This is a genomic window from Proteus genomosp. 6, from assembly GCF_040139785.1.
Taxonomy (GTDB): Bacteria; Pseudomonadota; Gammaproteobacteria; order Enterobacterales; family Enterobacteriaceae; genus Proteus.
This window is the reverse complement of the sequence record NZ_JBEEVJ010000013.1, coordinates 70,908-92,198: the sequence shown is the minus strand read 5'-3', so window position 1 is coordinate 92,198 and position 21,291 is coordinate 70,908. Positions and strand designations below refer to the sequence as shown.

At 37.8% G+C, this 21,291-nt stretch carries 16 protein-coding genes and 1 pseudogene; 13 read left to right on the top strand and 4 right to left on the bottom strand.

The window, feature by feature from the left end; translation table 11 throughout:
- Nucleotides 1-140 precede the first annotated feature (140 nt).
- A complete protein-coding gene (locus ABN212_RS15470; protein WP_432807468.1) occupies nucleotides 141-2,303 on the top strand; it encodes an ornithine decarboxylase in 2,163 nt (720 codons plus the stop codon).
- 87 nt (nucleotides 2,304-2,390) lie between these two features.
- On the opposite strand, the gene ybbP is transcribed toward ABN212_RS15470, so the two are convergent.
- Together ybbP and ybbA are read right to left on the bottom strand one after the other, a co-directional pair.
- On the bottom strand, nucleotides 2,391-4,832 hold the full coding sequence (ybbP, locus tag ABN212_RS15465; protein WP_198625885.1) for a putative ABC transporter permease subunit YbbP: 2,442 nt from the start codon (nucleotides 4,830-4,832) through the stop codon (nucleotides 2,391-2,393).
- Nucleotides 4,829-5,515 carry a putative ABC transporter ATP-binding protein YbbA gene (gene ybbA, locus ABN212_RS15460; RefSeq protein WP_109371339.1) on the bottom strand — a complete coding sequence of 229 codons (687 nt, stop codon included), beginning with the start codon at nucleotides 5,513-5,515 and terminating at the stop codon, nucleotides 4,829-4,831. Before ybbA ends, ybbP begins: the two co-directional genes overlap by 4 nt.
- Here ybbA and tesA point away from each other — a divergent pair.
- From tesA to ABN212_RS15435, 5 genes are all read left to right on the top strand, one after another.
- A complete protein-coding gene (gene tesA, locus ABN212_RS15455; protein ID WP_109371341.1) occupies nucleotides 5,486-6,115 on the top strand; it encodes a multifunctional acyl-CoA thioesterase I/protease I/lysophospholipase L1 in 630 nt (209 codons plus the stop codon). The two genes, ybbA and tesA, sit on opposite strands and share 30 nt — an antisense overlap.
- A gap of 50 nt (nucleotides 6,116-6,165) precedes the next feature.
- Entirely contained in the window at nucleotides 6,166-6,951 is a 786-nt protein-coding gene (locus ABN212_RS15450; protein ID WP_349443390.1) for an SDR family oxidoreductase, read from the top strand.
- A gap of 84 nt (nucleotides 6,952-7,035) precedes the next feature.
- Entirely contained in the window at nucleotides 7,036-7,893 is an 858-nt protein-coding gene (locus tag ABN212_RS15445; protein ID WP_196533989.1) for a co-chaperone YbbN, read from the top strand.
- A 37-nt stretch (nucleotides 7,894-7,930) separates the two neighbouring features.
- Entirely contained in the window at nucleotides 7,931-8,854 is a 924-nt protein-coding gene (locus ABN212_RS15440; RefSeq protein WP_100160140.1) for an SPFH domain-containing protein, read from the top strand.
- 2 nt (nucleotides 8,855-8,856) lie between these two features.
- Nucleotides 8,857-9,345 carry an NfeD family protein gene (locus ABN212_RS15435; protein ID WP_160230618.1) on the top strand — a complete coding sequence of 163 codons (489 nt, stop codon included), beginning with the start codon at nucleotides 8,857-8,859 and terminating at the stop codon, nucleotides 9,343-9,345.
- Here ABN212_RS15435 and cueR read toward each other — a convergent pair.
- Nucleotides 9,299-9,712: pseudogene (cueR, locus tag ABN212_RS15430) on the bottom strand (Cu(I)-responsive transcriptional regulator). The gene ABN212_RS15435 and the pseudogene cueR sit on opposite strands and share 47 nt — an antisense overlap.
- Before the next feature lie 132 nt (nucleotides 9,713-9,844).
- Between cueR and copA the strand changes: the two are divergent.
- The 6 genes from copA (at nucleotide 9,845) to ybaK (ending at nucleotide 17,782) form a co-directional block, all read left to right on the top strand.
- Nucleotides 9,845-12,787: a copper-exporting P-type ATPase CopA gene (gene copA, locus ABN212_RS15425; protein WP_349443389.1), complete on the top strand. Its 2,943-nt coding sequence runs from the start codon at nucleotides 9,845-9,847 to the stop codon at nucleotides 12,785-12,787.
- A 170-nt stretch (nucleotides 12,788-12,957) separates the two neighbouring features.
- Complete coding sequence (locus ABN212_RS15420; RefSeq protein WP_198620847.1) at nucleotides 12,958-14,271, top strand: TULIP family P47-like protein; 1,314 nt, start codon at nucleotides 12,958-12,960, stop codon at nucleotides 14,269-14,271.
- Nucleotides 14,272-14,281: 10 nt separating this feature from the next.
- The gene (locus tag ABN212_RS15415; RefSeq protein WP_349443388.1) at nucleotides 14,282-14,482 is read left to right on the top strand and encodes a hypothetical protein; all 201 of its coding nucleotides are present in this window, start codon (nucleotides 14,282-14,284) and stop codon (nucleotides 14,480-14,482) included.
- Nucleotides 14,483-15,101: 619 nt separating this feature from the next.
- Nucleotides 15,102-16,340 (top strand): YadA C-terminal domain-containing protein, encoded by a 1,239-nt coding sequence (locus tag ABN212_RS15410; protein ID WP_198620848.1) that lies wholly within the window; start codon nucleotides 15,102-15,104, stop codon nucleotides 16,338-16,340.
- Nucleotides 16,341-16,458: 118 nt separating this feature from the next.
- A complete protein-coding gene (locus ABN212_RS15405) occupies nucleotides 16,459-17,268 on the top strand; it encodes a TraB/GumN family protein (protein ID WP_349443387.1) in 810 nt (269 codons plus the stop codon).
- Between the two features lie 34 nt (nucleotides 17,269-17,302).
- The gene (ybaK, locus tag ABN212_RS15400) at nucleotides 17,303-17,782 is read left to right on the top strand and encodes a Cys-tRNA(Pro)/Cys-tRNA(Cys) deacylase YbaK (RefSeq protein WP_198620850.1); all 480 of its coding nucleotides are present in this window, start codon (nucleotides 17,303-17,305) and stop codon (nucleotides 17,780-17,782) included.
- Nucleotides 17,783-17,903: 121 nt separating this feature from the next.
- Here the strand turns inward: ybaK and ushA are convergent, their stop codons facing one another.
- Nucleotides 17,904-19,568, bottom strand: coding sequence for a bifunctional UDP-sugar hydrolase/5'-nucleotidase UshA (gene ushA, locus ABN212_RS15395; protein ID WP_109371359.1), 1,665 nt, complete (start codon nucleotides 19,566-19,568; stop codon nucleotides 17,904-17,906).
- 261 nt (nucleotides 19,569-19,829) lie between these two features.
- Between ushA and ABN212_RS15390 the strand changes: the two genes are divergently transcribed.
- Entirely contained in the window at nucleotides 19,830-21,068 is a 1,239-nt protein-coding gene (locus tag ABN212_RS15390; RefSeq protein ID WP_349443386.1) for an MFS transporter, read from the top strand.
- Nucleotides 21,069-21,291 lie beyond the last annotated feature (223 nt).

Here is a 21,291-nt window from a genome sequence, read left to right as displayed (position 1 = left end):
CCATTCACCCACTTATTAAAATGGTGATTTATGCACTCAAAACGCATAAATCACCTTGGTTATCTTTTAATTTATTTCAATCACATTCACAACCACGTATATTGTTCGCCAATTCTTCCATTGATAAAAACGCGAGTATAATGAAAAAAATGAAGTTGGCATGTCACCCTACTCTTTCACACTATTTTTATTGTGAACGTCCGATAGTTGATATTGTTGATGCAAATTTAACGCAAGTATCAGCAGTAGTGTTGTCATTGTCAGATATTGAGTCTGGCGAATTAGATCGCATTTATCAAACAGGCTTTCAACTACCCGTATTTATTGCAGTTAATCTCAATGATGCAATCAATGCTGAATTGCTTAATCAGGTTTCAGGGGTTGTGATTACGGATAAAAGTGCACATCAAAAAAATAGTACGTTAATTAATAAAGCGGCACAGCAATATGAAGAGAGTCTGACCACACCATTTTTTTCACGCTTAGTGAATTATGTTGCCGAAAAGAACGTCGCTTTTGATTGCCCAGGTCATCAAGGCGGGGAATTTTTTCGTCGTCATCCTGTTGGCGAACAGTTTTATCAATATTTTGGTGAGAATCTATTTCGCTCTGATCTCTGTAATGCTGATGTGGCAATGGGTGATTTGCTTATTCATGAAGGAGCACCTTATGATGCCCAAACTTTTGCAGCGCAAGTGTTTAATGCCGATAAAACCTACTTTGTTTTAAATGGAACATCCTCTTCTAATAAAGTTGCTTTAAATGCCTTATTGGCACCAAATGATTTAGTGCTATTTGATAGAAATAACCATAAATCCAATCATCATGGCGCACTAATTCAAGCAGGAGCAACACCTGTTTATTTAGAGACGGCTCGCAATCCCTTTGGCTTTATTGGTGGCATTGATGCTCATTGCTTTGAAGAGCTCTATTTACGCCAACAAATTGCAGAAATTGCGCCAGAACGCCAATTCGATAAACGCCCATTCCGTTTAGCGGTTATTCAACTGGGCACTTATGACGGTACGATTTACAACGCAAGGCAAGTGGTTGATAAAATAGGTCATCTTTGTGATTATATTTTATTTGATTCTGCATGGGTGGGCTATGAACAATTTATTCCAATGATGAAACAGTGTTCGCCTTTGTTACTAACGCTTAATGAAGACGATCCTGGTATTCTCGTTACTCAATCAGTTCATAAGCAATTAGCTGGATTTTCACAAACCTCACAGATACATAAAAAAGATGCTCACCTTAAAGGGCAATCACGTTATGTTAATCATAAACGTATGAATAATGCTTTTATGATGCATGCATCTACCAGCCCATTTTATCCCCTTTTTGCGGCTCTTGATGTCAATGCAAAAATGCATTCTGGCAAAAGTGGTGAAGCAATGTGGATGAGTTGCGTAAAACAAGGCATTGAAGCCCGTAAATCATTACTAAAACAGTGCCAATTTATTAAGCCTTTTATTCCTGAAATCATCGATGGAATTGCTTGGCAAGATCACGACACAGATGAAATCGCTCACGATCAGCGTTTTTTCAATTTTATTCCTAATGATAATTGGCATTCATTTGAAGGTTACGCCGCCAATCAATATTTTGTTGATCCTTGCAAATTAATGCTTACAACGCCAGGGATCGATCCTCATACAGGGGAATATGAACCTTTTGGTGTGCCTGCATCTATTTTGGCAAGTTATCTACGTGAACACGGCGTTATTCCTGAAAAAAGCGACCTCAATTCAATCTTATTTTTGCTGACTCCCGCAGAGCATCAAGCGAAGTTTGAGCGCTTAATTTCTTTGATTGTTCAATTTGAAAAGCACTTAGTTGAAGATGTGCCATTAGAACAAATATTGCCTTCTGTTTGTCGTCAATATCCATCTCGTTATCAGGGTTATACATTGCGCCAACTCTGTCAGGAAATGCATGATATTTGTGTCAGATACAATATCAAGTTACTGCAAAAACAGATGTTTAGAAAAAGTCACTTTCCTAAGCGAGCACTAAGTCCACAACAAGCTAATATTGAGTTTGTTCGTGGTAATATTGAATTGTTACCTTTAAATAAATTAGCAGGCCGAATTGCTGCTGAAGGTGCTTTACCTTATCCGCCGGGTGTTTTATGTGCTGTACCTGGTGAAATTTGGGATGGTGCTGTTTTACGTTATTTTCAGGCTCTTGAAGTCACTATTAATCAACTTCCAGGCTTTTCAACTGAACTTCAAGGGGTTTATATTTATGATGAAAATGATGGCAATAAGCGAATTTATGCTTATGTTATAAAAGAATAATTATCTTATCTTTCCCTATAAAAAATGCTGATGTTTAATAACATCAGCATTTTATTTAACTCTATTTATAAGCCTTATTTATTTCAACTATTCGCCTTGAATTCGTCGATACTGCCCTTTATCTTGCAACAGCCTGACGCCTAATATACTGCCACATAATGAAAGTAATAATGCCGCAACAATAGGTACGGTGATCCACATTCCCCATTGTGGTTGCCAAGGGAAATCAAACACCGATATTTGTAATAAGCTTAATGCGACCTCAGCACCAATCGCCGCAGCTAATCCCGCCATTAAACCTAATAATGCAAATTCAGCCCAAAGAGTCCGTCTTAATAATGATTTACCAGCACCTAATGTTCGATACACCACCAGCTCAATGCGTCGTTGTGTCATTCCTACCTGAATTTGAGCAACTAACAATAACGCACCACAAATCATGACTAATCCAACCATAATCTCTAATGCTCGACTGACTTGCTGTAAGATTTGTTGAACTTGCTGAATTAATGCGCCTGTATCTAACACGCTTACGGTTGGAAATTGCCGATTAAGCGCAGTAATTAATGTGCCTTCACCATTGTAATAAAAGCTACTCATCCATTTTTCCGGCTGATTACTTAATCCTTCTTCAGAGAAAATAAAGAAGAAATTAGGGCGCATATTCTCCCAATCAACATGGCGAATACTCGTAACAATGGACTTAAATTCACGAGTATCACCGACAAATGTTAGTTCATCACCCAACTTGATTTCGAGTTGCTCTGCAACGCCTTGATCAAGAGAAACACCATTACCGACAGGTGGCCAAGTTCCTTCAACAATGACGTTATCTTTAGGTAATTCACTGTGCCACGTTAAGTTAAGCTCACGACGAACCGTATTATTGCCAGCATCACGTTTATCAGCCCACTCTTTGGCATTATGTTCATTAACCTGTGTTAAACGCGCTAATACCACAGGGAATGCATCCGTAGGTTCAACCTTATATTGTGCCAATAAGGTATTAATTTCTTGAACTTGAGGTGCAGACATATTGATTAGAAAATAGTTAGGACTATCTTCGGGTAATTGCTTTTGCCATTTTTCCAGTAAATCACCTTGAATAAGGACTAAAAGCGTTAACAACATAAATGAAAGTGCGAAAGCAGCAAGCTGAGTCATCGTTTGAAAAGGTTGTCGCAATAAACGAGTTACTGCTAAACGCGCACTGAGTTGGCGAAATTTAAACTGCTTTAATACCCATAATCCTAACCAACCAATTATTCCAAGTAAAAAAGCAATAACAACAACACCAAATAGAATTGACCAGAGTAAGACGCCTGTTCCCGCAAAAAGCGTTAAAGCACCGACAATAATTAAGCCCACTATCGGTAAATAATAACGAAGAGGCCATATAGGGGCCGTAGTATCACTTCTTAATACTCGAGAAGGTTGTGTTGCCATTAATTGATAGTAAGGCCTTAATCCTGTTAATAAAGCAATTAACAGTAAAGAGCCCACAGACCATATCCATGGCAAAAAGCTCGCCTCAGGCAAACTTTTTGGTAAGACTGGCGCTAAAATTTGTAGCAGTATTGCCTCAAAAACAAGCCCGACTAATGAGCCAACAATAATTGCGCCAATGAGGATCACTCCCCATTGTCCAACAATCCACTTTCTCAATGCACGTTTATCTGCACCTAACGTTTTTAATACCGCAATTAAAGTATGACGACTACGGCAATAATGAGCCATTGAAACGGCAACTGCCGATATAGCAAGCAATAACGTTAATAGCGCTGAAAGCAAAAGAAAGTTTTTCGCACGCTCCATTGATTGTGAAAGTGCTCCACTATCTTGTTTTAAACTATTCCAACGCTGATCGGGTTTTAATAGTGGGTCGAAGCGTTGCTGATAACTATCAATTACAGACTCATTACCTGCAAACATATAGCGATAAGTCAGACGGCTTCCGGGTTGCACTGCTCCAGTTGCTTCAACATCATCAAGATTAATTAAAATACGGGGGGCGATTTGAAAAGGATTAAACCCGCTGTCTGGCTCTTGAATTAATACACCACCAATAGTAAATGAGGCATCGCCTACATCAATTTTATCGCCAACTTTTATATCAAGTAATTCAAGTAATCTGGCACCAACAAGTGCAGTTCCTTTTTCAGGTTTTAACCCTGCGGGCTCTGTTTCTAACTCACCATACAGTGGATATAATTTATCCACAGCTTTCACCAGCGCAAGCTGAGGTGTATCGCCTTCAGGAGCATAAGACATCGTGGTAAATTGCATTTGGCGACTGAGAGTTAACCCTTCCTTATTCGCCTCTGTAAGCCAGTTTTCATCAACGGGATAAGATGCACGTAAGACTAAATCGCCAGCAATTAAATCACGACTTTGAGCGTAAATACTTTTATCAATGCGATCACCTATACGCCCTAAAGCAAGCACACAAGCAACCGCTAGCGCTAAAGAGAGCCAAACAATTAATAGTGCAGGAGAACGCCATTCACGCCAAAACCAACGCCAAATCATGACTCCTCCTTAAGTTGTCCATCTACTAATCGTAATCGTCTTTGGCAACGAGCTGCCAGCTCATTATCATGAGTCACTAAAATTAAGGTTGTTGCATAATCTCGGTTAAGAGAGAACAGCAAGTCAGCAATTTTATCGCCTGTTTTACGATCAAGATTCCCTGTTGGCTCATCAGCAAAAAGAATAGCTGGCTGAGTACAAAATGCTCTTGCTAATGCAACGCGTTGTTGCTCACCACCAGACAGTTGTGCTGGCATATGGTATAAACGTTCGCCTAATCCTAACAGCTTAAGTAAATCAACTGCACGCGCATGACTGTGCTTTTCTGATTCGCCTTTTAATAATGCGGGCAACTGCACATTTTCAAGTGCATTCAATGTTGGGATCAACATAAATGATTGAAAAACAAAACCAACATGTTGAGCGCGTAATTTAGCTCGCTCTTCTTCATTCATTTTTGTGAGATCTTCACCCATTAAATGCACGCTGCCAGAACTACCATCATCTAATCCAGCAATGATCCCTAACAGGGTCGATTTACCCGATCCTGACTCACCGATTAACGCAATTGTTTGTGCAGGCTCGACAACTAACTCAACACCCTGCAATATAGAGATCTGACTATCACCTTGTCCTACTTGTTTGGTTAACCGATGAACTTCAAGAACCTTTTCCGTCGACATACATTTTTCCTTATCGTTATGATGATGTTTAGCTTTAAGGCAATTGCTGCTGATACCTTTTTAATCTTTGGTGACAGCTTGAGTGCAGGATATCGTCTTCCAATTGAAAGTGCATGGCCACAACGCCTTGCTGATAAATGGAAAACAACCTACCCTGAAATTAATGTTGTTAATGCAAGTATTAGTGGTGAAACTGCCTTTCAGGGGAAAAATAGGCTTCCTGATTTATTAAAACAGCATCAACCTCGTTGGGTTTTAATTGAATTAGGTGCAAATGATGGCTTACAGGGATACCCTGTTGCACAAACAAAAGAGGCATTACAAAACATCATTACACAAGTAAAAGATGCCGGTGCAACGCCACTTTTTATGCAAATAATGATTTCACCTAATTATGGTAAACGTTATACACAATCATTTTCAGCGATCTATCCAAAACTCGCTGAAGATAATGCGCTTCCTCTACTTCCTTTTTATATGGAGCAAATCGCTGATAAGCCTGAGTGGATGCAAAATGACAGCATACACCCCAATGAAGATGCTCAGCCTTTTATTGCTCAGTGGATGGATGAAACATTATCCCCTTACTTAACACGTTAGACTATTCTGACAGTAGTTGACGTAGATTAAACGAGATTAATTGTAAAATTATGCAAAAAACGGTATTGATTACAGGAAGTTCCAGTGGAATAGGGCTCTGTGCCGCCAAAGCACTAAAGAAAAGAGGCTATCGAGTTCTTGCGGCTTGCCGTAAAGGTGAAGACCTTGAACGCATGGAAACACTGGGATTAGAACCTATTCATCTTGATCTTGATGATCCAAAAAGTGTTGAAAATGCGGCACTAGAAGTTATTCGCCTAACAAATGGTCGTTTATATGGATTATTTAATAATGGCGGATTTGGTGTTTATGGTCCATTAGATGCCATTACTCGTTCACAAATGGAAAAACAGTTTTCTACTAATTTTTTTGGTTTACATCAGCTGACTACATTACTTCTACCAGCAATGTTACCGCACGGTGAAGGCAGAATTATTCAAACGAGCTCTGTAATGGGGATTATCTCAACACCCGGTCGAGGTGCTTACGCAGCGAGTAAGTATGCTGTAGAAGCATGGTCTGACGCATTAAGAATGGAATTAGCGCATACAGGCGTTAAAGTGAGTTTAATAGAGCCTGGTCCAATACGTACTTGCTTCACCGAGAATGTCGCTCAAGCAGAAAAAGATAAACCAGTAAAAAATCCTGGGATTGCGAGTCGTTTCACACTAACGCCTGAAGATGTAGTGAAAAAGCTTATTCATGCTTTAGAAAGCCCAAAACCTAAGATACGTTATCCCGTAACCCTATTAACTTATGCTGTCAAAATACTAAAACGCTTTCTACCTGACACACTAATGGATGCAATTTTAAGTCGCCAAAGTGGCAAGGCTTGATTTTTCGGGTTTCACCCTTACTTATTAATAAAATAGCTTTATAAATCGCATCTATATTTAAAACTCTCAAAAAGGGGCAAGTTAATGTTAGCAACTGCACATATTGTTGATGTAAATGAATCAAATATTCAACAAGTTATAGAACAATCGATGACTAAACCGGTCATGATGTATTTCTATTCAGAACGTAGCCCTCATTGTGCAGAGCTTGGCGCAACATTAGATAAACTAGCAGCCGAATTTGCTGATCAATTTATTTTAGCTAAATTAGATTGTGATGTTGAACAAATGATTGCCTCACAATTTGGTCTACGTGCTATTCCAACTGTTTATATTTTACAAGAAGGTCGCCCAGTTGATGGCTTCCAAGGCCCTCAACCTGAAGAAGCAATTCGCCAAGTGTTAGCAAATGTATTACCCAAACCAGAAGAATTAAAAGCGGCACAAGCGGCGCAATTACTTTCTGAAGGAAAAGCCGAGGAAGCTCTACCTTTGCTTAAAGAAGCCCATCAACTCGCACCTAAAAACAGTGAAATTACCCTTGCGTTAGCGGGCGCTTTAATTTCTTTAAATAAAAATGAAGAAGCTCAAACGCTGCTAATTACCATCCCATTACAAGATCAAGATAGTTACTACCATAGTTTGTTAGCGCAAATTGAATTACAAAAACAGGCTGCTGATACGCCTGAAATCCAACAATTGCAGAGCGATTTTAATCAACAACCTGAAAATACCAATCTTGCCATTCAACTTGCACTAAAATTACATGAAGTTGCTCGCAATGAAGAGGCGTTAGAGTTGCTATTTAGCTTTATCAAAAAAGATCTAAATGCAGGTGATGGGCAAGTTAAGAAAACCCTGATGGATATTCTATCAGCCTTAGGTACTAATGATAATTTGGCGTCTAAATATCGTCGTATGGTGTATTCTTTACTTTATTAATTTTATTTTCTTATTCAAGCAGACTTAGGACAGGTATATGGAAATAGTCATTGGTATTATCATCTTATTCGCTATTATTTTAGTTTTATGTGGTGTTAAAACCGTTCCACAAGGTTATCAGTGGACTGTCGAACGTTTTGGTCGTTACACTCGAACTCTGACTCCAGGACTCCAAATTCTCGTGCCATTTGTTGATCGTATTGGTCGCCGTATCAATATGATGGAACAAGTACTGGATATTCCTTCTCAAGAAGTCATTTCTCGTGATAACGCCAACGTCAGCATTGATGCAGTCTGCTTTATTCAAGTTATCGATCCTGTAAAAGCCGCGTATGAAGTTAATAACCTTGAACTTGCGATTATTAACTTAACACTCACTAATATTCGTACGGTGTTAGGCTCAATGGAACTTGATGAAATTCTTTCTCAACGTGACCAAATCAATAGCCGCCTTTTACTGATTGTTGATGATGCAACAAACCCTTGGGGTATCAAAATTACCCGTATTGAAATTCGTGATGTCCGCCCACCAAAAGAATTGATTTCTGCAATGAATGCGCAGATGAAAGCTGAACGTACTAAACGTGCCGACATTCTTGAAGCTGAAGGTATTCGTCAAGCGGCTATCTTAAAGGCTGAAGGTGAGAAACAAGGACAAATACTGAAAGCAGAAGGTGAGCGTCAATCTGCGTTCTTACAAGCAGAAGCCCGTGAACGTGCGGCAGAAGCAGAAGCCAAAGCAACACAAATGGTATCTGAGGCCATTGCAAAAGGTGATATGCAAGCAATTAACTACTTTGTTGCTCAAAAATATACTGATGCACTGTCTCAAATTGGTTCAGCTAATAACAGTAAAGTTATTATGATGCCATTAGAAGCAAGTAATCTCATGGGTGCGATTGGCGGTATTTCTGAATTACTCAATACCCAAAAAAGTGACTCTGGCAACAAGAGCAATTAATTATGATTGAATGGATTAGTGCTCAACCTGCACTTTTCTGGCTTTGTCTTGGTGGCTTGCTGTTAATTACAGAAATGTTAGGAACAGCAGGATACCTTTTATGGTCAGGAATGGCGGCTCTGTGTGTATCGTTGATCACATGGATATTGCCTATTAGCTGGCCTATTCAAGGTATTTTATTTGCGATATTAACGGTTATTAGTGCTTTACTTTGGCACCTTTGGCTTAAACGCAGAAAACTATCAAAAGAAGCTGAAAACTTAAATCAGAAAACGCATCAACTGATTGGTGTTCATGCTGTTTTATTATCAGATACTGAAAATGGTTTTAGTCGCGTAAAATTAGCTGATGGCAGTTGGCGTGTTTATTCAGACACGCCATTACTTGCTGGCGATAAGGTAACAGTAACCGCAATTGATGGTATTACCTTACAAGTGATTGCGCTTAAATCGGCTGTTTCTGGTGATGACAACACCCTGACAAATGATTGATGATGGGGCAATCTGCACCATCATCTCCGGGGCACTCGCTGGCTAATAACAGTAATCGCTGGCGAATGGCATTAAGCTCATTAATTGTTTTCTCAATTTCGGCCACTTTTTTTAAGGTGGCTTCTTTCACGTCAGCACTATGACGTGAAGGATTTCTTAGCAACATCAATAAAGCACGGCACTCTTCTAAATTAAAGCCCACCTCTCGTGCTTGTCGTAATAATGTCAACTCTTCGATATGTTAAGCCTGATAATAGCGATAGCCGTTTTCACCTCTTCCCGGTGGCGTTATCAAGTCTTTTTCTTCATAAAACCGAATAGCTTTAGCTGTTAATCCTGTTTTATTTGCGATTTCACTAATATTCAAAATTCCCCCTTGACCTTCCCCTTGCGGAAAGGTTTAGCCTTTATCTCAATAAGAAAAAACCTTTAAAGAAAGCAAGTTACCGAATATTGCGCAATAATAGAGGTAACGCTTTTATGTCGGAGATAAATTAACATGGCAAAAACTATAATACTCGCACTACAAGGACTTTCCTGCTCCCACTGTGTTAACAGTGTAAAAAAAGCACTTGATGCTCGCAATGATATAGAGCAGGCAATTGTGACTATTCAATACGCTAAAATTGACAGCGATGCAACTGCTGAAAGCTTAATCAAAACAATTGAAGATGCAGGCTATGAAGCAAGTGTAGCAACACAACCCGATGTAAAATTAAGCCTAAGTGGGCTTAACTGTATGAAGTGTGTCGGTAAAACTGAAAAAGCATTATTAGCCATTGAAGGCGTTGCCGCAGTTAATGTGACAAAAGAGTCAGCTGAAATTTTTGGTGATGCTACGGCAGATACTTTAATTGCAGCGATTACGGCGGAAGGTTTTCAAGCAAGCCTAGCGCCCACTGACAACATAATTAATTTAACTCTATCTGGCTTAAATTGTGGTCACTGTGTCGGTTCAGTTAAAAAAGCACTAGAAAATACTGCAGGTGTTGAAACAGCTGAAGTTGAATTAACACATGCAAAAGTGACTGGTTCTGCAACCGCTGAAACCTTAATTACTGCCATTACAGAAGCAGGTTTTGAAGCACAACTAGCAGGTACTGATTTCCCAAAAACTGAGCCGCTGACGCAAACGCATGCACAACTGGAAGCATCGTCAGCGGCTGTTTGTGATATTCCAGTTGAGAATGCTGATATTGATAATGGCGCTGAAATTGATACTGACGATGACAGCAGTGTTCAGCTTTTAATTGATGGCATGACCTGTGCAAGTTGCGTAAGCAAGGTTCACAAAGCATTACAATCTGTTGATGGCGTTGAAAATGTGCGTGTAAATCTTGCTGAACGTAGTGCATTAGTGACTGGTGAAATCGATCATGACGCACTTGTGACTGCTATTGAAAAAGCGGGTTATGGCGCTGAAATTATTCAAGACGATGTAAAACGCAGAGAACGTCAGCAAGAAGTTGCTGTTGCCAATATGAAACGTTTTCGCTGGCAAGCTGCATTAGCCTTAGTTGTTGGTATCCCTGTAATGATTTGGGGAATGATCGGCGACAATATGATGCTGACAGAAGCCAATCACAGCATCTGGTTAGGCATTGGTATTGCAACGCTGTTTGTAATGATTGTTGCTGGTGGTCATTTCTATCGTAGCGCATGGCAGAGTTTAAAAAACCGTAGTGCAACAATGGATACCCTCGTTGCGTTAGGAACAGGAACAGCGTGGCTCTATTCCATTACCGTGAACTTATGGCCAGAAGTGTTCCCTGCCCAAGCGCGACATCTCTATTATGAAGCCAGTGCGATGATCATCGGTTTAATCAATCTGGGTCATATGCTTGAGCAAAGAGCACGCCAGCGTTCATCCAAAGCACTAGAACGGCTATTAGATTTAACTCCGCCAACAGCAAGAGTCATAACTGAAAACGGTGAAGTTGAAATGCCATTAGCTGATGTTAAACAAGGAATGACCTTACGTTTAGCAACAGGTGATAAAGTGCCGGTTGATGGTGAAATTATCCAAGGTGAAGTATGGATGGATGAGGCAATGCTGACAGGCGAGCCAATTCCACAACAAAAAACTGTGGGTGACACTATTCATGCGGGAACAACGGTTCAAGATGGCTCAGTTCTATTTAAAGCGGCAGCGGTGGGAAGTAAAACAACACTTGCTCGTATTATCAAATTAGTTCGCCAAGCGCAAAGTAGTAAACCTGAAATAGGCCAGCTAGCGGATAAAATTTCAGGTGTATTTGTACCTGTTGTCGTCGCTATCGCTCTTATTGCTGGTGCTATTTGGTATTTCTTTGGTCCGTCGCCACAAATTACCTATGCACTGGTGATTATCACAACCGTTCTTATCATCGCTTGCCCTTGTGCTTTAGGTTTGGCTACTCCTATGTCGATTATTTCAGGTGTAGGTCGTGCGGCTGAATATGGCGTGTTAGTTCGTGATGCAGACGCACTACAACAAGCGAGCAAACTAGATACTTTAGTCTTTGATAAAACAGGAACACTGACAGAAGGTATGCCTCAGGTCACTGAAATTCATACTTTCAATCAAGTAGATGAAACTCAAGCACTTGCATTGGCAGCATCGTTGGAAAATGGTTCTAATCACCCATTAGCTAAAGCCATTTTAACGCGAGCTGAAGGCATTGATTTACCTGAAATAAGCCAATTCCGCACTCTTGCAGGAATGGGGTTAAGTGGCGAAATTAACGGAAAAACAGTGCTTTTAGGCAACCCTAAATTGATGCTTGAATCAGGTATTGATATTAGTGAAATTAATTCACTTATTGACACTCAAGCAGCGAAAGGTGTTACTCCAGTCTTATTAGCTCAAGAAGGTAAGATTGCCGCCCTTCTCTCTATCCGTGATCCTCTAAGAGAAGATACTGTAAGTGCATTACAACGTTTACATAATCAGGGCTATCGCCTAGTGATGTTAACGGGTGATAATCCAATTACTGCAAATGCAATAGCAAAAGAAGCAGGTATTGACCAAGTTATCGCAGGTGTCATGCCTGAAGGTAAAGCACAAGCGATAATAGAGCTTCAAGCACAAGGTCGTCGTGTTGCAATGATTGGTGATGGTATTAACGATGCGCCAGCACTAGCAAAAGCAGATGTCGGTATTGCAATGGGTGGAGGTAGTGATATTGCTATTGAAACAGCAGCTATCACATTAATGCGTCATAGTTTGCATGGTGTTGCCGATGCGGTTGAGATCTCAAAAGGTACACTACGTAATATGAAGCAGAATTTATTCGGTGCCTTTGTTTACAATAGCTTAGGTATCCCTATTGCAGCGGGTATTTTATATCCTTTCACTGGCACACTGTTAAATCCAGTGGTTGCGGGTGCTGCAATGGCGCTGTCTTCCATTACTGTTGTTAGCAATGCAAACCGTTTATTGCGTTTTAAACCTAAGCAATAAACTAAGTAAGCTTTAATTAAAAAAAACACCGCTTTTTTACTTATTAGTAAAAGCGGTGTTTTTACACTTCAATCAACTGAAAATAAAAATATCTCTATTATTCTTCATTCTATAAATTTTCACTTAAAAATAATAAGGTAAAAGACACCTTATATAACAAAGGAAAATCTATGAATAATTACAGATGGGATGTTATATACGCTTGTTCAGGTAATTATATAAATAAACAATTATCTAATAATAAAAATCAACTTATTCAATCTTTTGAATATGAAGATTCGGAAATTAAAATCACAGGAATTTTTGACTCATGGAAAATTGTTTCTGGTGGTAGTGGTAATTTACTTCAATTTGAAACTCCTATTAAAACAGGGGTGCTTTTCATTAAGCAATTCAATGAAACAATTACTCTTAATAATGTGATTCCCTTAATAGAAATGCAATTAAAGTTAATTAAAGGGAGTGATCAAACCGTACTTTATAAACTTGTTTTTAATTGTTTAATAGAAGGGAAAAACAAAGGTGATATGACTTTTGGTGCAGTCACTGTGATTAACCCAGATGTGAGTGGAAACTTAGGAAAATATCTTCGATCTCACCCGCAAGAAGCCTCTTTAGGTGCAGCACTACTCACTATTGGTTTATCTCGTGTTTTTATACAAAATGCAGAGCAACTTAATTTTGTATTTGCCAATATATTACCTTCACCAACAGGAGAAAATGCAAATTGGTTGACACCTAAAAAACTTACCTATGCCTATCAACAGCCTGTCAGTGGTGCTTTAGGTGGTATTGCCATTTTAGGTATGTTAGAGAATGTATCGATCACTAATTTACCTCGTAGTTTTGATACCAATTTATTATTTAATAAAGATTTTGGTTTTATATTATCGGCGAGGGCTTTTCTATTAAATGTTGTTATACCTTCATTGCCTTTAAGTTTTCAAGGGAATTCTACTTTTTATGATTTTCGTTTAGAAAATAATGTAATAAATTTAAATAATAATTTTAATCTTAATGCAGTCAAAGTTGATTTAATTTATTACACACCAACAGTCACCGACATTAATTTTCATATTGAAGATAATAAAATGTGGTGTTATGTTTCAACACATACAAATATCACTGGATTAACCGGAGCTTATATTATAAATACTGTCACATCAATTAATCCATCCTCATTTAATGTATCAACAAAAACATTGTCTTTTAATTCTGATCCAAATAAATCAGCAACAAAAAATGAACATATTCCATGTTGGGAACAAGGACTAGGTGCTTTAACATTTGGCATTATGAATATTGTAATTGAAGCCATCAGCCTTTCTATTGAAAACTCAATGGGTACACTCACCTCATCAAAAACAGCTCAATCATTAAGGGAGCTAGCGCCAGGACTCGTCAGTTGGAATGGTCAGCAGAATATGACGATTGATGCGGGTGGGTTAGCCGATAATGTTTATATGCAAGGAAAATTAAATTAAGGAAAACATTATGAATAACTCAGTGAGCACATTTGGTTGGGATACGGCTTATCTCGCTTCTTTTCCTATTGTAAATAAAGCAATAATGGTACAAAAAAGCTTTCCAAGCACTTTTGACTATAAAGACGCTACTGATATTATGATATCGGGACATTGGGACATTGGGACATTGGGAGTCATGGCAATTAATCCCAGCTGGTGCTGGAGGTGATGTTCAATTGAAAATGAAGCAGGTGCAGAAGCCACCATTTCAGGTTCAATTACGGGTTCTATTGGCATCGCTAAAGCCGTAACTCAACAAGAATATGATCAAATTCCTGCTTTAAACACTTTTTCCACTAATTGTATAGGTGCAACACAATGGACTTCTTTATCAAATTACACCTTACTTGGTGCCAATTTTCAGACTAGCCTAGTTATGGGGATCTCAATGGATGTAGATAATTAATCCAATCATTTATTTTTTGATGATACTGTGATACCAACAACCTAATTATATGAAAGATAAATCATCTCAAAGAGAAGATTTATCTTTTTTCCAAAGATTAAATACTGAATTATCAATCAATTAAAAAAAAGCCGATATTTCTATCGGCCAGTCAAAGAGGAATTTCTCATTATACAAGAGAGTCATTACTCCGCCCTCTTAGCGCTAGAATAGCAATATATTATAAATATTTCATTATTTTTTATTATTCATAAAATAAATATAACATTGACATAAAAATCACTCTAATAATAAGGGTGTTTATTTATATTAAATAAAAAATTAGCATTCAGAATATATTAGTGAAAAATCAACATCATTTTATTTTTAAAAGGATTTAAAATTGAAATATAAAAATATTTTTATCGCAACAGTATCTATCATTTATTCTTCCTGTGTTTTTTCAAACACAGTAAATACCCCCCCATTCTCTGATGTAATCACGCCAGAAAATGAAGAGCGAGAAAATAAAAAAAGCTATTTAGCATCAACGGTTTTTAATCAGATAGTTGATAGTAATTTAATTAATATAGTAAAAGGAACAAATAAAGATAAAGAAGCCTATGGTATTGAATTAAATAGTAGCGTAGCTAAAGATTTAGAAAAATACTTAAGAAATCGAAATTTAACCGATTCTGCCGATCTTATAAAGCAAAATATCGTTAATAAAAATGGTTATATTTATATTCAATCTAGCAATAGTGATTTAAAAATGGGAATGGTGGGTTATTTATCAGAAAAAGATTTATTGACCGAAAAAAACCGTAATGAAGTTATTAATATAATCAAGCATGCGGAAACAATGATCTACAGTACTCAAGATAGTGCATTAACATTAGATGATCTAGAGTCTCCCGAGAGACTACATAAAATAGTCGATAATCTCAATACCAAAAACCGTTTTCTATTGTTATTAGAAAAAAACACAAAACAAGATCTAGCCCAGATGAGTAAGTTACAAGAGCAAGATACTAGAATGCTAAATAATTCAATTTTAGATAATAAGAAAAGATTATCAGAAAACATTAAAAATAATGAGACTAAAATTCAAGAACAAAAGTTAATTATTGATAACAATAATGAATTAACGGAAAAAAATAAAAATGATATTGATACAAACACGCAAATTATAAATAGTAACACTGATAATATAAGAGCGAACAAAAGTGACATTGACAATATTACGAAAGACTATATAGATAATCTAAATATTAATGGAAATAATATTTCATTAAAAAGCCATTTTGCAACGCTCTATACTGAACAATCAATCTCAAGAAATGAATTTAAAACATTAAAAAGTGACTTTGAATATTTTAAATCTGACACTCAAAACCGTTTTTATAAAGTCGAAAAACGTGCTAACCAAGGTATTGCCTCTGTTGCGGCAATGAGTAATTTACCTTTTACCGATACAGCAACATTTAGTACAGCCATTGGTATTGGTAATTATCGTAATGCCACAGCCCTCGCTTGGGGTATGCAATATCGTATTAATGAAAATGTTAAAGTCAGAGCATCAACAGCATGGAATGAGACAAATAGTTGGGTCTCTGCGGGGGGTGTAGGCATTAGTTGGTAGTCATTCAGCCTAAAGTAAAAACAGAGAAAGCTAAGTAAAGCTTCGTTTTCTCTGTTTCATTCAATTAAAAATCCGTTATGCTGAGGTTTAGTGATCGACACTTAAAGGAGCGTATCAAATGACGGGTATTTTTCAGAAAGTTAAAAACTGGATAGGGATAAAAAACGCTCAGCATTATCCTTACCCTGCCGTTGATATTACGCTACCAAATAATATCTCTTTACACCTTGTAGGCAGTATCCATATGGGTGTTCCCACAATGTCACCACTCTCCAATGTGCTTATTAACGAAATAAAAAATGCAGATGCGATTATTGTTGAAGCGGATATCTCAACGGATGTACAACCTTTTGATCAAGCCTCTCTCTTTAGAGAACCATTAGAAACTCGTTTAAATGAAACACTTTTTTCTCAAATTCTTCAACACTGTGAAGATCTCTCGCTTTCTCTTTATCAAATTGAAAATAAACCACTTTGGCAAATTGCGTTAATTTTACAATCAACCCAAGCCATGCAACTTGGATTACAACCGCAATATGGTATTGATTATCAAGTCATTCAGCATGCAAATAAACACCAAAAAAACATCATAGAGCTTGAAGGTATTGAGAGTCAGGTCGCACTATTATTGGATTTTCCTCATGATGGTCAGCAATTACTCGAGGATACGCTAAGAAATTGGCACGATAATGCACGTACATTGCAAATCATGATCAATTGGTGGTTAAATTATAATAGTAGAGAGAAACAACCGCCTTTACCGAATACCTTTAGTAAAGCTGTATTTGATATTTTGATGGAAAGCCGTAACCAAAAATGGGTAAGCACGTTATCAACATTACCCGCAGGTCGTTATGTGGTAACTGTCGGCGCCCTTCATTTATTTGGCGAAGAAAATTTGATCGATTTATTAACATCCCAAGTATAAAGATATTGTTCTAACCTTGTAAGTAGGAATAACTATGACTCCCGCTGTAAATTTACTGGAAAAACAAAAAATCAAATTTACCCTTCATCCTTATGAGCATGATGCTAATGTCCATAATTTTGGTGATGAAGCGGTCGAAAAACTCGGTTTAGATAACCGCCAAGTATTCAAAACACTTTTAGTGGCCTTAAATGGAGATGCTAAGAATCTTGCCGTTGCAGTAACACCGGTTTCTGGTCAGTTAGATTTAAAACTCGTTGCTAAATGCTTTAAGGCTAAAAAAGCAGATATGGCAGATCCCCAAATTGCACAAAAGGTCACGGGTTATTTAGTGGGTGGAATAAGTCCATTAGGTCAGAAAAAACGCCTACCAACAGTGATTGATGAACAAGCACTCGAATTTGACACTATCTTTGTTTCTGGTGGTAAACGTGGCTTAGATATTGAATTATCAGCAAAAGATTTAGGCACTGTATTAGGTGCTCAATTTGCACTTATTCGTAAAGAGTCATAATCCTTAATGATTTTTTATTTTAAGGCTCATCCTCAAAATAAGAAATTAACGTGATTTAGACCCCAGACAAAAGGCGACATTAGATGTCGCCTTTTGTCTATATAAGCGTTATTGGTAAGATTTATTTTTTGTAAACAATTTCGCCTTTAGGTTCGAAATCATCAGCTTTCAATGGAGAGTGTGATTCGATATAACCTTTTAATACTTCAGCATCAACGAAACCCGTATTTACATAACCTGGGTGTGTATCAATTTTCGGATAACCATCACCACCAATACCGTTAAAGTTCAGTGTCGCCATACGGTAAGATTTTGTTTTATCTAATGGTTTACCTGCAATTTTAACATCGCTAACTTTACAGTCTGCATCTACGGTTAAGCTAACATTGTAGAATTGTGCATAAGCACCAGAGTCTACTTTCATACATGCAACAGCTGATAAATAAGGTTCGACTTCTTCACCTTTAAAATCAACATAAACCAGTTCGTTCGCGAATGGTTGAACTTTCAGAACATCTTTGTAAGTGATATCACCAGACTCAATAGAATCACGAACACCACCACCGCTCATAATGGCAAAGTCTGCATTCGCACGTTCAGCTTGAGCTGATAATAATAGACGTGCCATATTGGTTTGAACAAAGCGAACTTTACTACGATCACCTTCTAATTTACCAACAACCTCACCCACTTTAACATTCAGTTGCTCGCCACCTTTTTCTTGGTAAGGTGTCAGCAGTTTCATCATTTCAGGGTTATGAGGAATTTCTTTAGTGTAGTAAACGAGTTCAGTTGTGCCATCGTCTTTCTTCACTTTCTGATTTAAGTTGATTGGGATTAATTGGTAATGTTTTAGCGTGAATACACCATTACGGAATTCGAAATCTGCACGACCAACATATTTGCCCCATTCATGAGCCTGAACAATCCATGTACCATTTTGGTTATCTGGTGCACAAGGTGTTCCTGGTACATAATCCGCTTGTTTGTAGTTTTTATTCTCTTGAGACATACAAACAGGATCTTGTGAGTGACCACCCACAATCATATCAAGGTAACCTTTTGGTAACGCACGCGCCATTTCCACATCACCCGGTGCGTTAGAGCCGTGATTACCATCATCATAGTGACCCATATGAGTTGCTGCGATAATAATGTCTGGTTTTTCCGTTGTACGCAGTTCTTCTACAACTTTTTTAGCTTCATCAGACGGTTTGCGGAATTCAGTATCGGGGAAGTTTGCTGGGTTACCAATACGCACAGTATCATCAGTCGTTAAGCCTAATACTGCAATTTTGACACCTTGCTTATCAAAAATGGTGTAAGGCTTGAATAAACGCTCACCCGTACTTTTTTGATAAATATTTGCAGATAAGAATGGGAATGTTGCCCATTTTTCTTGTTGACGTAAAACCTCTAATGGATTATCGAATTCATGGTTACCCAATGCCATTGCATCATAGCCCACAAGATTCATACCTTTAAAATCAGGCTCTGCATCTTGTAAATCAGATTCTGGTACACCCGTATTGATATCACCACCTGATAACAGCAGTACGCTACCGCCTTTTTTAGCCACTTCATCACGAATATTATCAACAACCGTTTTTTGTGCAGCTAAGCCATATTCACCACGATCGTTATGCCAGAAATGACCATGATGATCATTAGTATGTAGAATAGTTATTTCGTAGGTTTTATCCTTTTCCCATGCCTGAGACATCGCAGGCGCCATCGCTAAAGAAACCGTCAATGCGCATGCTGATAATTTAAAAGATAAGCTCATGGTATATCCCCATGTATATTATTTATTGAGAAGGTTCTGCCATGGTTCTACAGTAGAAAAAGAAGACAGAAGTTAAATACTTTTGCTGTATTTTATGACGTAGGTTATATAATTTTTTTATTATTTCATTGATCCAATAGTTTTTTTGAGACATGAATCAAACTCTATTTCTCACAAAAGCACTCAACTCCAAATAGATGTAAACTAGACCAATAAAAATAGAAACAATTTATTAACAAAATAATGTGGCAGGGAATTAAAATGAGCAATGCCGATCCAACACTTCCCATAGAAGAAACTGACGTTTTACAACGAAAAGCCAATAAGCGTAATACGGTTTTTAGTATTTTAACTGCTATCAGTTTTTCACACCTTCTCAATGATATGATCCAATCATTGATATTAGCTATTTACCCTATGTTGCAATCTGAATTTTCTCTCAGCTTTGTGCAAATAGGGATGATAACGTTGACGTATCAAATTACAGCATCCTTGTTACAGCCTTTTATTGGTCTCTATACTGATAAATATCCTAAGCCTTACTCATTACCTATTGGTATGGGTTTTACGCTAACAGGGCTTATTCTTCTCGCCTTTGCTGATACATTCCCAATGTTATTACTCGCAGCAGGATTAGTCGGTACAGGCTCGTCTATTTTTCATCCTGAATCATCTCGTGTTGCAAGAATGGCATCAGGTGGAAGACACGGGCTGGCACAATCACTATTCCAAGTGGGAGGCAATTTAGGCAGCTCTTTAGGTCCTCTTTTGGCGGCTTTACTGATTGCTCCTTATGGCAAAGGTAATGTCGGTTGGTTCTCTCTTGCTGCATTACTGGCCATTATAGTGCTATTACAAGTTAGCCGTTGGTATAAAATTCAACAAGAAGCTCAGAAAAAACAACCAATGGTGCTAAACAACAAAGCAATATTGCCACGTAAAGCCCTTTTTGGCTCTTTAGCCATTTTACTTATTCTGATTTTTTCTAAGTATTTTTATCTTGCAAGCATCAGTAGCTACTATACTTTCTATTTAATACATAAATTTGGCGTTTCAGTGCAAAATGCACAAATTCACCTATTTGTTTTCCTCTTTGCTGTCGCTGCTGGCACCATGATTGGTGGCCCCGTAGGCGATAAAATTGGCAGAAAATACGTTATTTGGGGATCTATTCTTGGTGTTGCGCCTTTTACGCTGATACTCCCTTACGCTAGCCTTTATTGGACTGGCGTACTTACTGTATTCATTGGTGTGATTTTGGCTTCAGCATTTTCTGCTATCTTAGTTTATGCTCAAGAGTTAATTCCGGGTAAAACTGGCATGGTTTCAGGGCTTTTCTTCGGACTTGCTTTTGGGATAGGAGGGATTGGTGCTGCGGTCTTAGGATATGTTGCTGATCAGAAAAGTATTGAATATGTCTATCATATTTGTGCTTATCTCCCACTATTAGGTATTTTCACCATTTTTCTTCCTAATATTGGGGTGGATAAAACTGAATAACTTGTAATTATCCCTGTTATCTAAATGAACTAGTAACAGTGTATTTCTTACTTTAAAAGGTAAGACTGATTAAAATAACATAAAAAAGTGCATTTGCATCAAAAAACTCAATCAACTTGCTATTTTTATAAATAATCGATAATTTTTAGCGAATTTATTGCATGAATACGTTAAACTATCAGCCTGCTATATTACTCGCCCCCCGATACATGTAGTTTTATAA

Bases quoted from the DNA above. Each gene is read 5' to 3' on its own strand.
- ABN212_RS15420 (WP_198620847.1), top strand. From the start codon at position 12,958: ATGAATAATTACAGATGGGATGTTATATACGCTTGTTCAGGTAATTAT.
- ABN212_RS15435 (WP_160230618.1), top strand. From the start codon at position 8,857: ATGATTGAATGGATTAGTGCTCAACCTGCACTTTTCTGGCTTTGTCTT.
- ABN212_RS15405 (WP_349443387.1), top strand. From the start codon at position 16,459: ATGACGGGTATTTTTCAGAAAGTTAAAAACTGGATAGGGATAAAAAAC.
- ABN212_RS15390 (WP_349443386.1), top strand. From the start codon at position 19,830: ATGAGCAATGCCGATCCAACACTTCCCATAGAAGAAACTGACGTTTTA.
- ushA (WP_109371359.1), bottom strand. From the start codon at position 19,568: ATGAGCTTATCTTTTAAATTATCAGCATGCGCATTGACGGTTTCTTTA.
- ybaK (WP_198620850.1), top strand. From the start codon at position 17,303: ATGACTCCCGCTGTAAATTTACTGGAAAAACAAAAAATCAAATTTACC.
- ABN212_RS15415 (WP_349443388.1), top strand. From the start codon at position 14,282: ATGAATAACTCAGTGAGCACATTTGGTTGGGATACGGCTTATCTCGCT.
- copA (WP_349443389.1), top strand. From the start codon at position 9,845: ATGGCAAAAACTATAATACTCGCACTACAAGGACTTTCCTGCTCCCAC.
- ybbP (WP_198625885.1), bottom strand. From the start codon at position 4,832: ATGATTTGGCGTTGGTTTTGGCGTGAATGGCGTTCTCCTGCACTATTA.
- ABN212_RS15470 (WP_432807468.1), top strand. From the start codon at position 141: ATGAAAAAAATGAAGTTGGCATGTCACCCTACTCTTTCACACTATTTT.
- ABN212_RS15450 (WP_349443390.1), top strand. From the start codon at position 6,166: ATGCAAAAAACGGTATTGATTACAGGAAGTTCCAGTGGAATAGGGCTC.
- ABN212_RS15445 (WP_196533989.1), top strand. From the start codon at position 7,036: ATGTTAGCAACTGCACATATTGTTGATGTAAATGAATCAAATATTCAA.
- ABN212_RS15440 (WP_100160140.1), top strand. From the start codon at position 7,931: ATGGAAATAGTCATTGGTATTATCATCTTATTCGCTATTATTTTAGTT.
- ybbA (WP_109371339.1), bottom strand. From the start codon at position 5,515: ATGTCGACGGAAAAGGTTCTTGAAGTTCATCGGTTAACCAAACAAGTA.
- tesA (WP_109371341.1), top strand. From the start codon at position 5,486: ATGAACTTCAAGAACCTTTTCCGTCGACATACATTTTTCCTTATCGTT.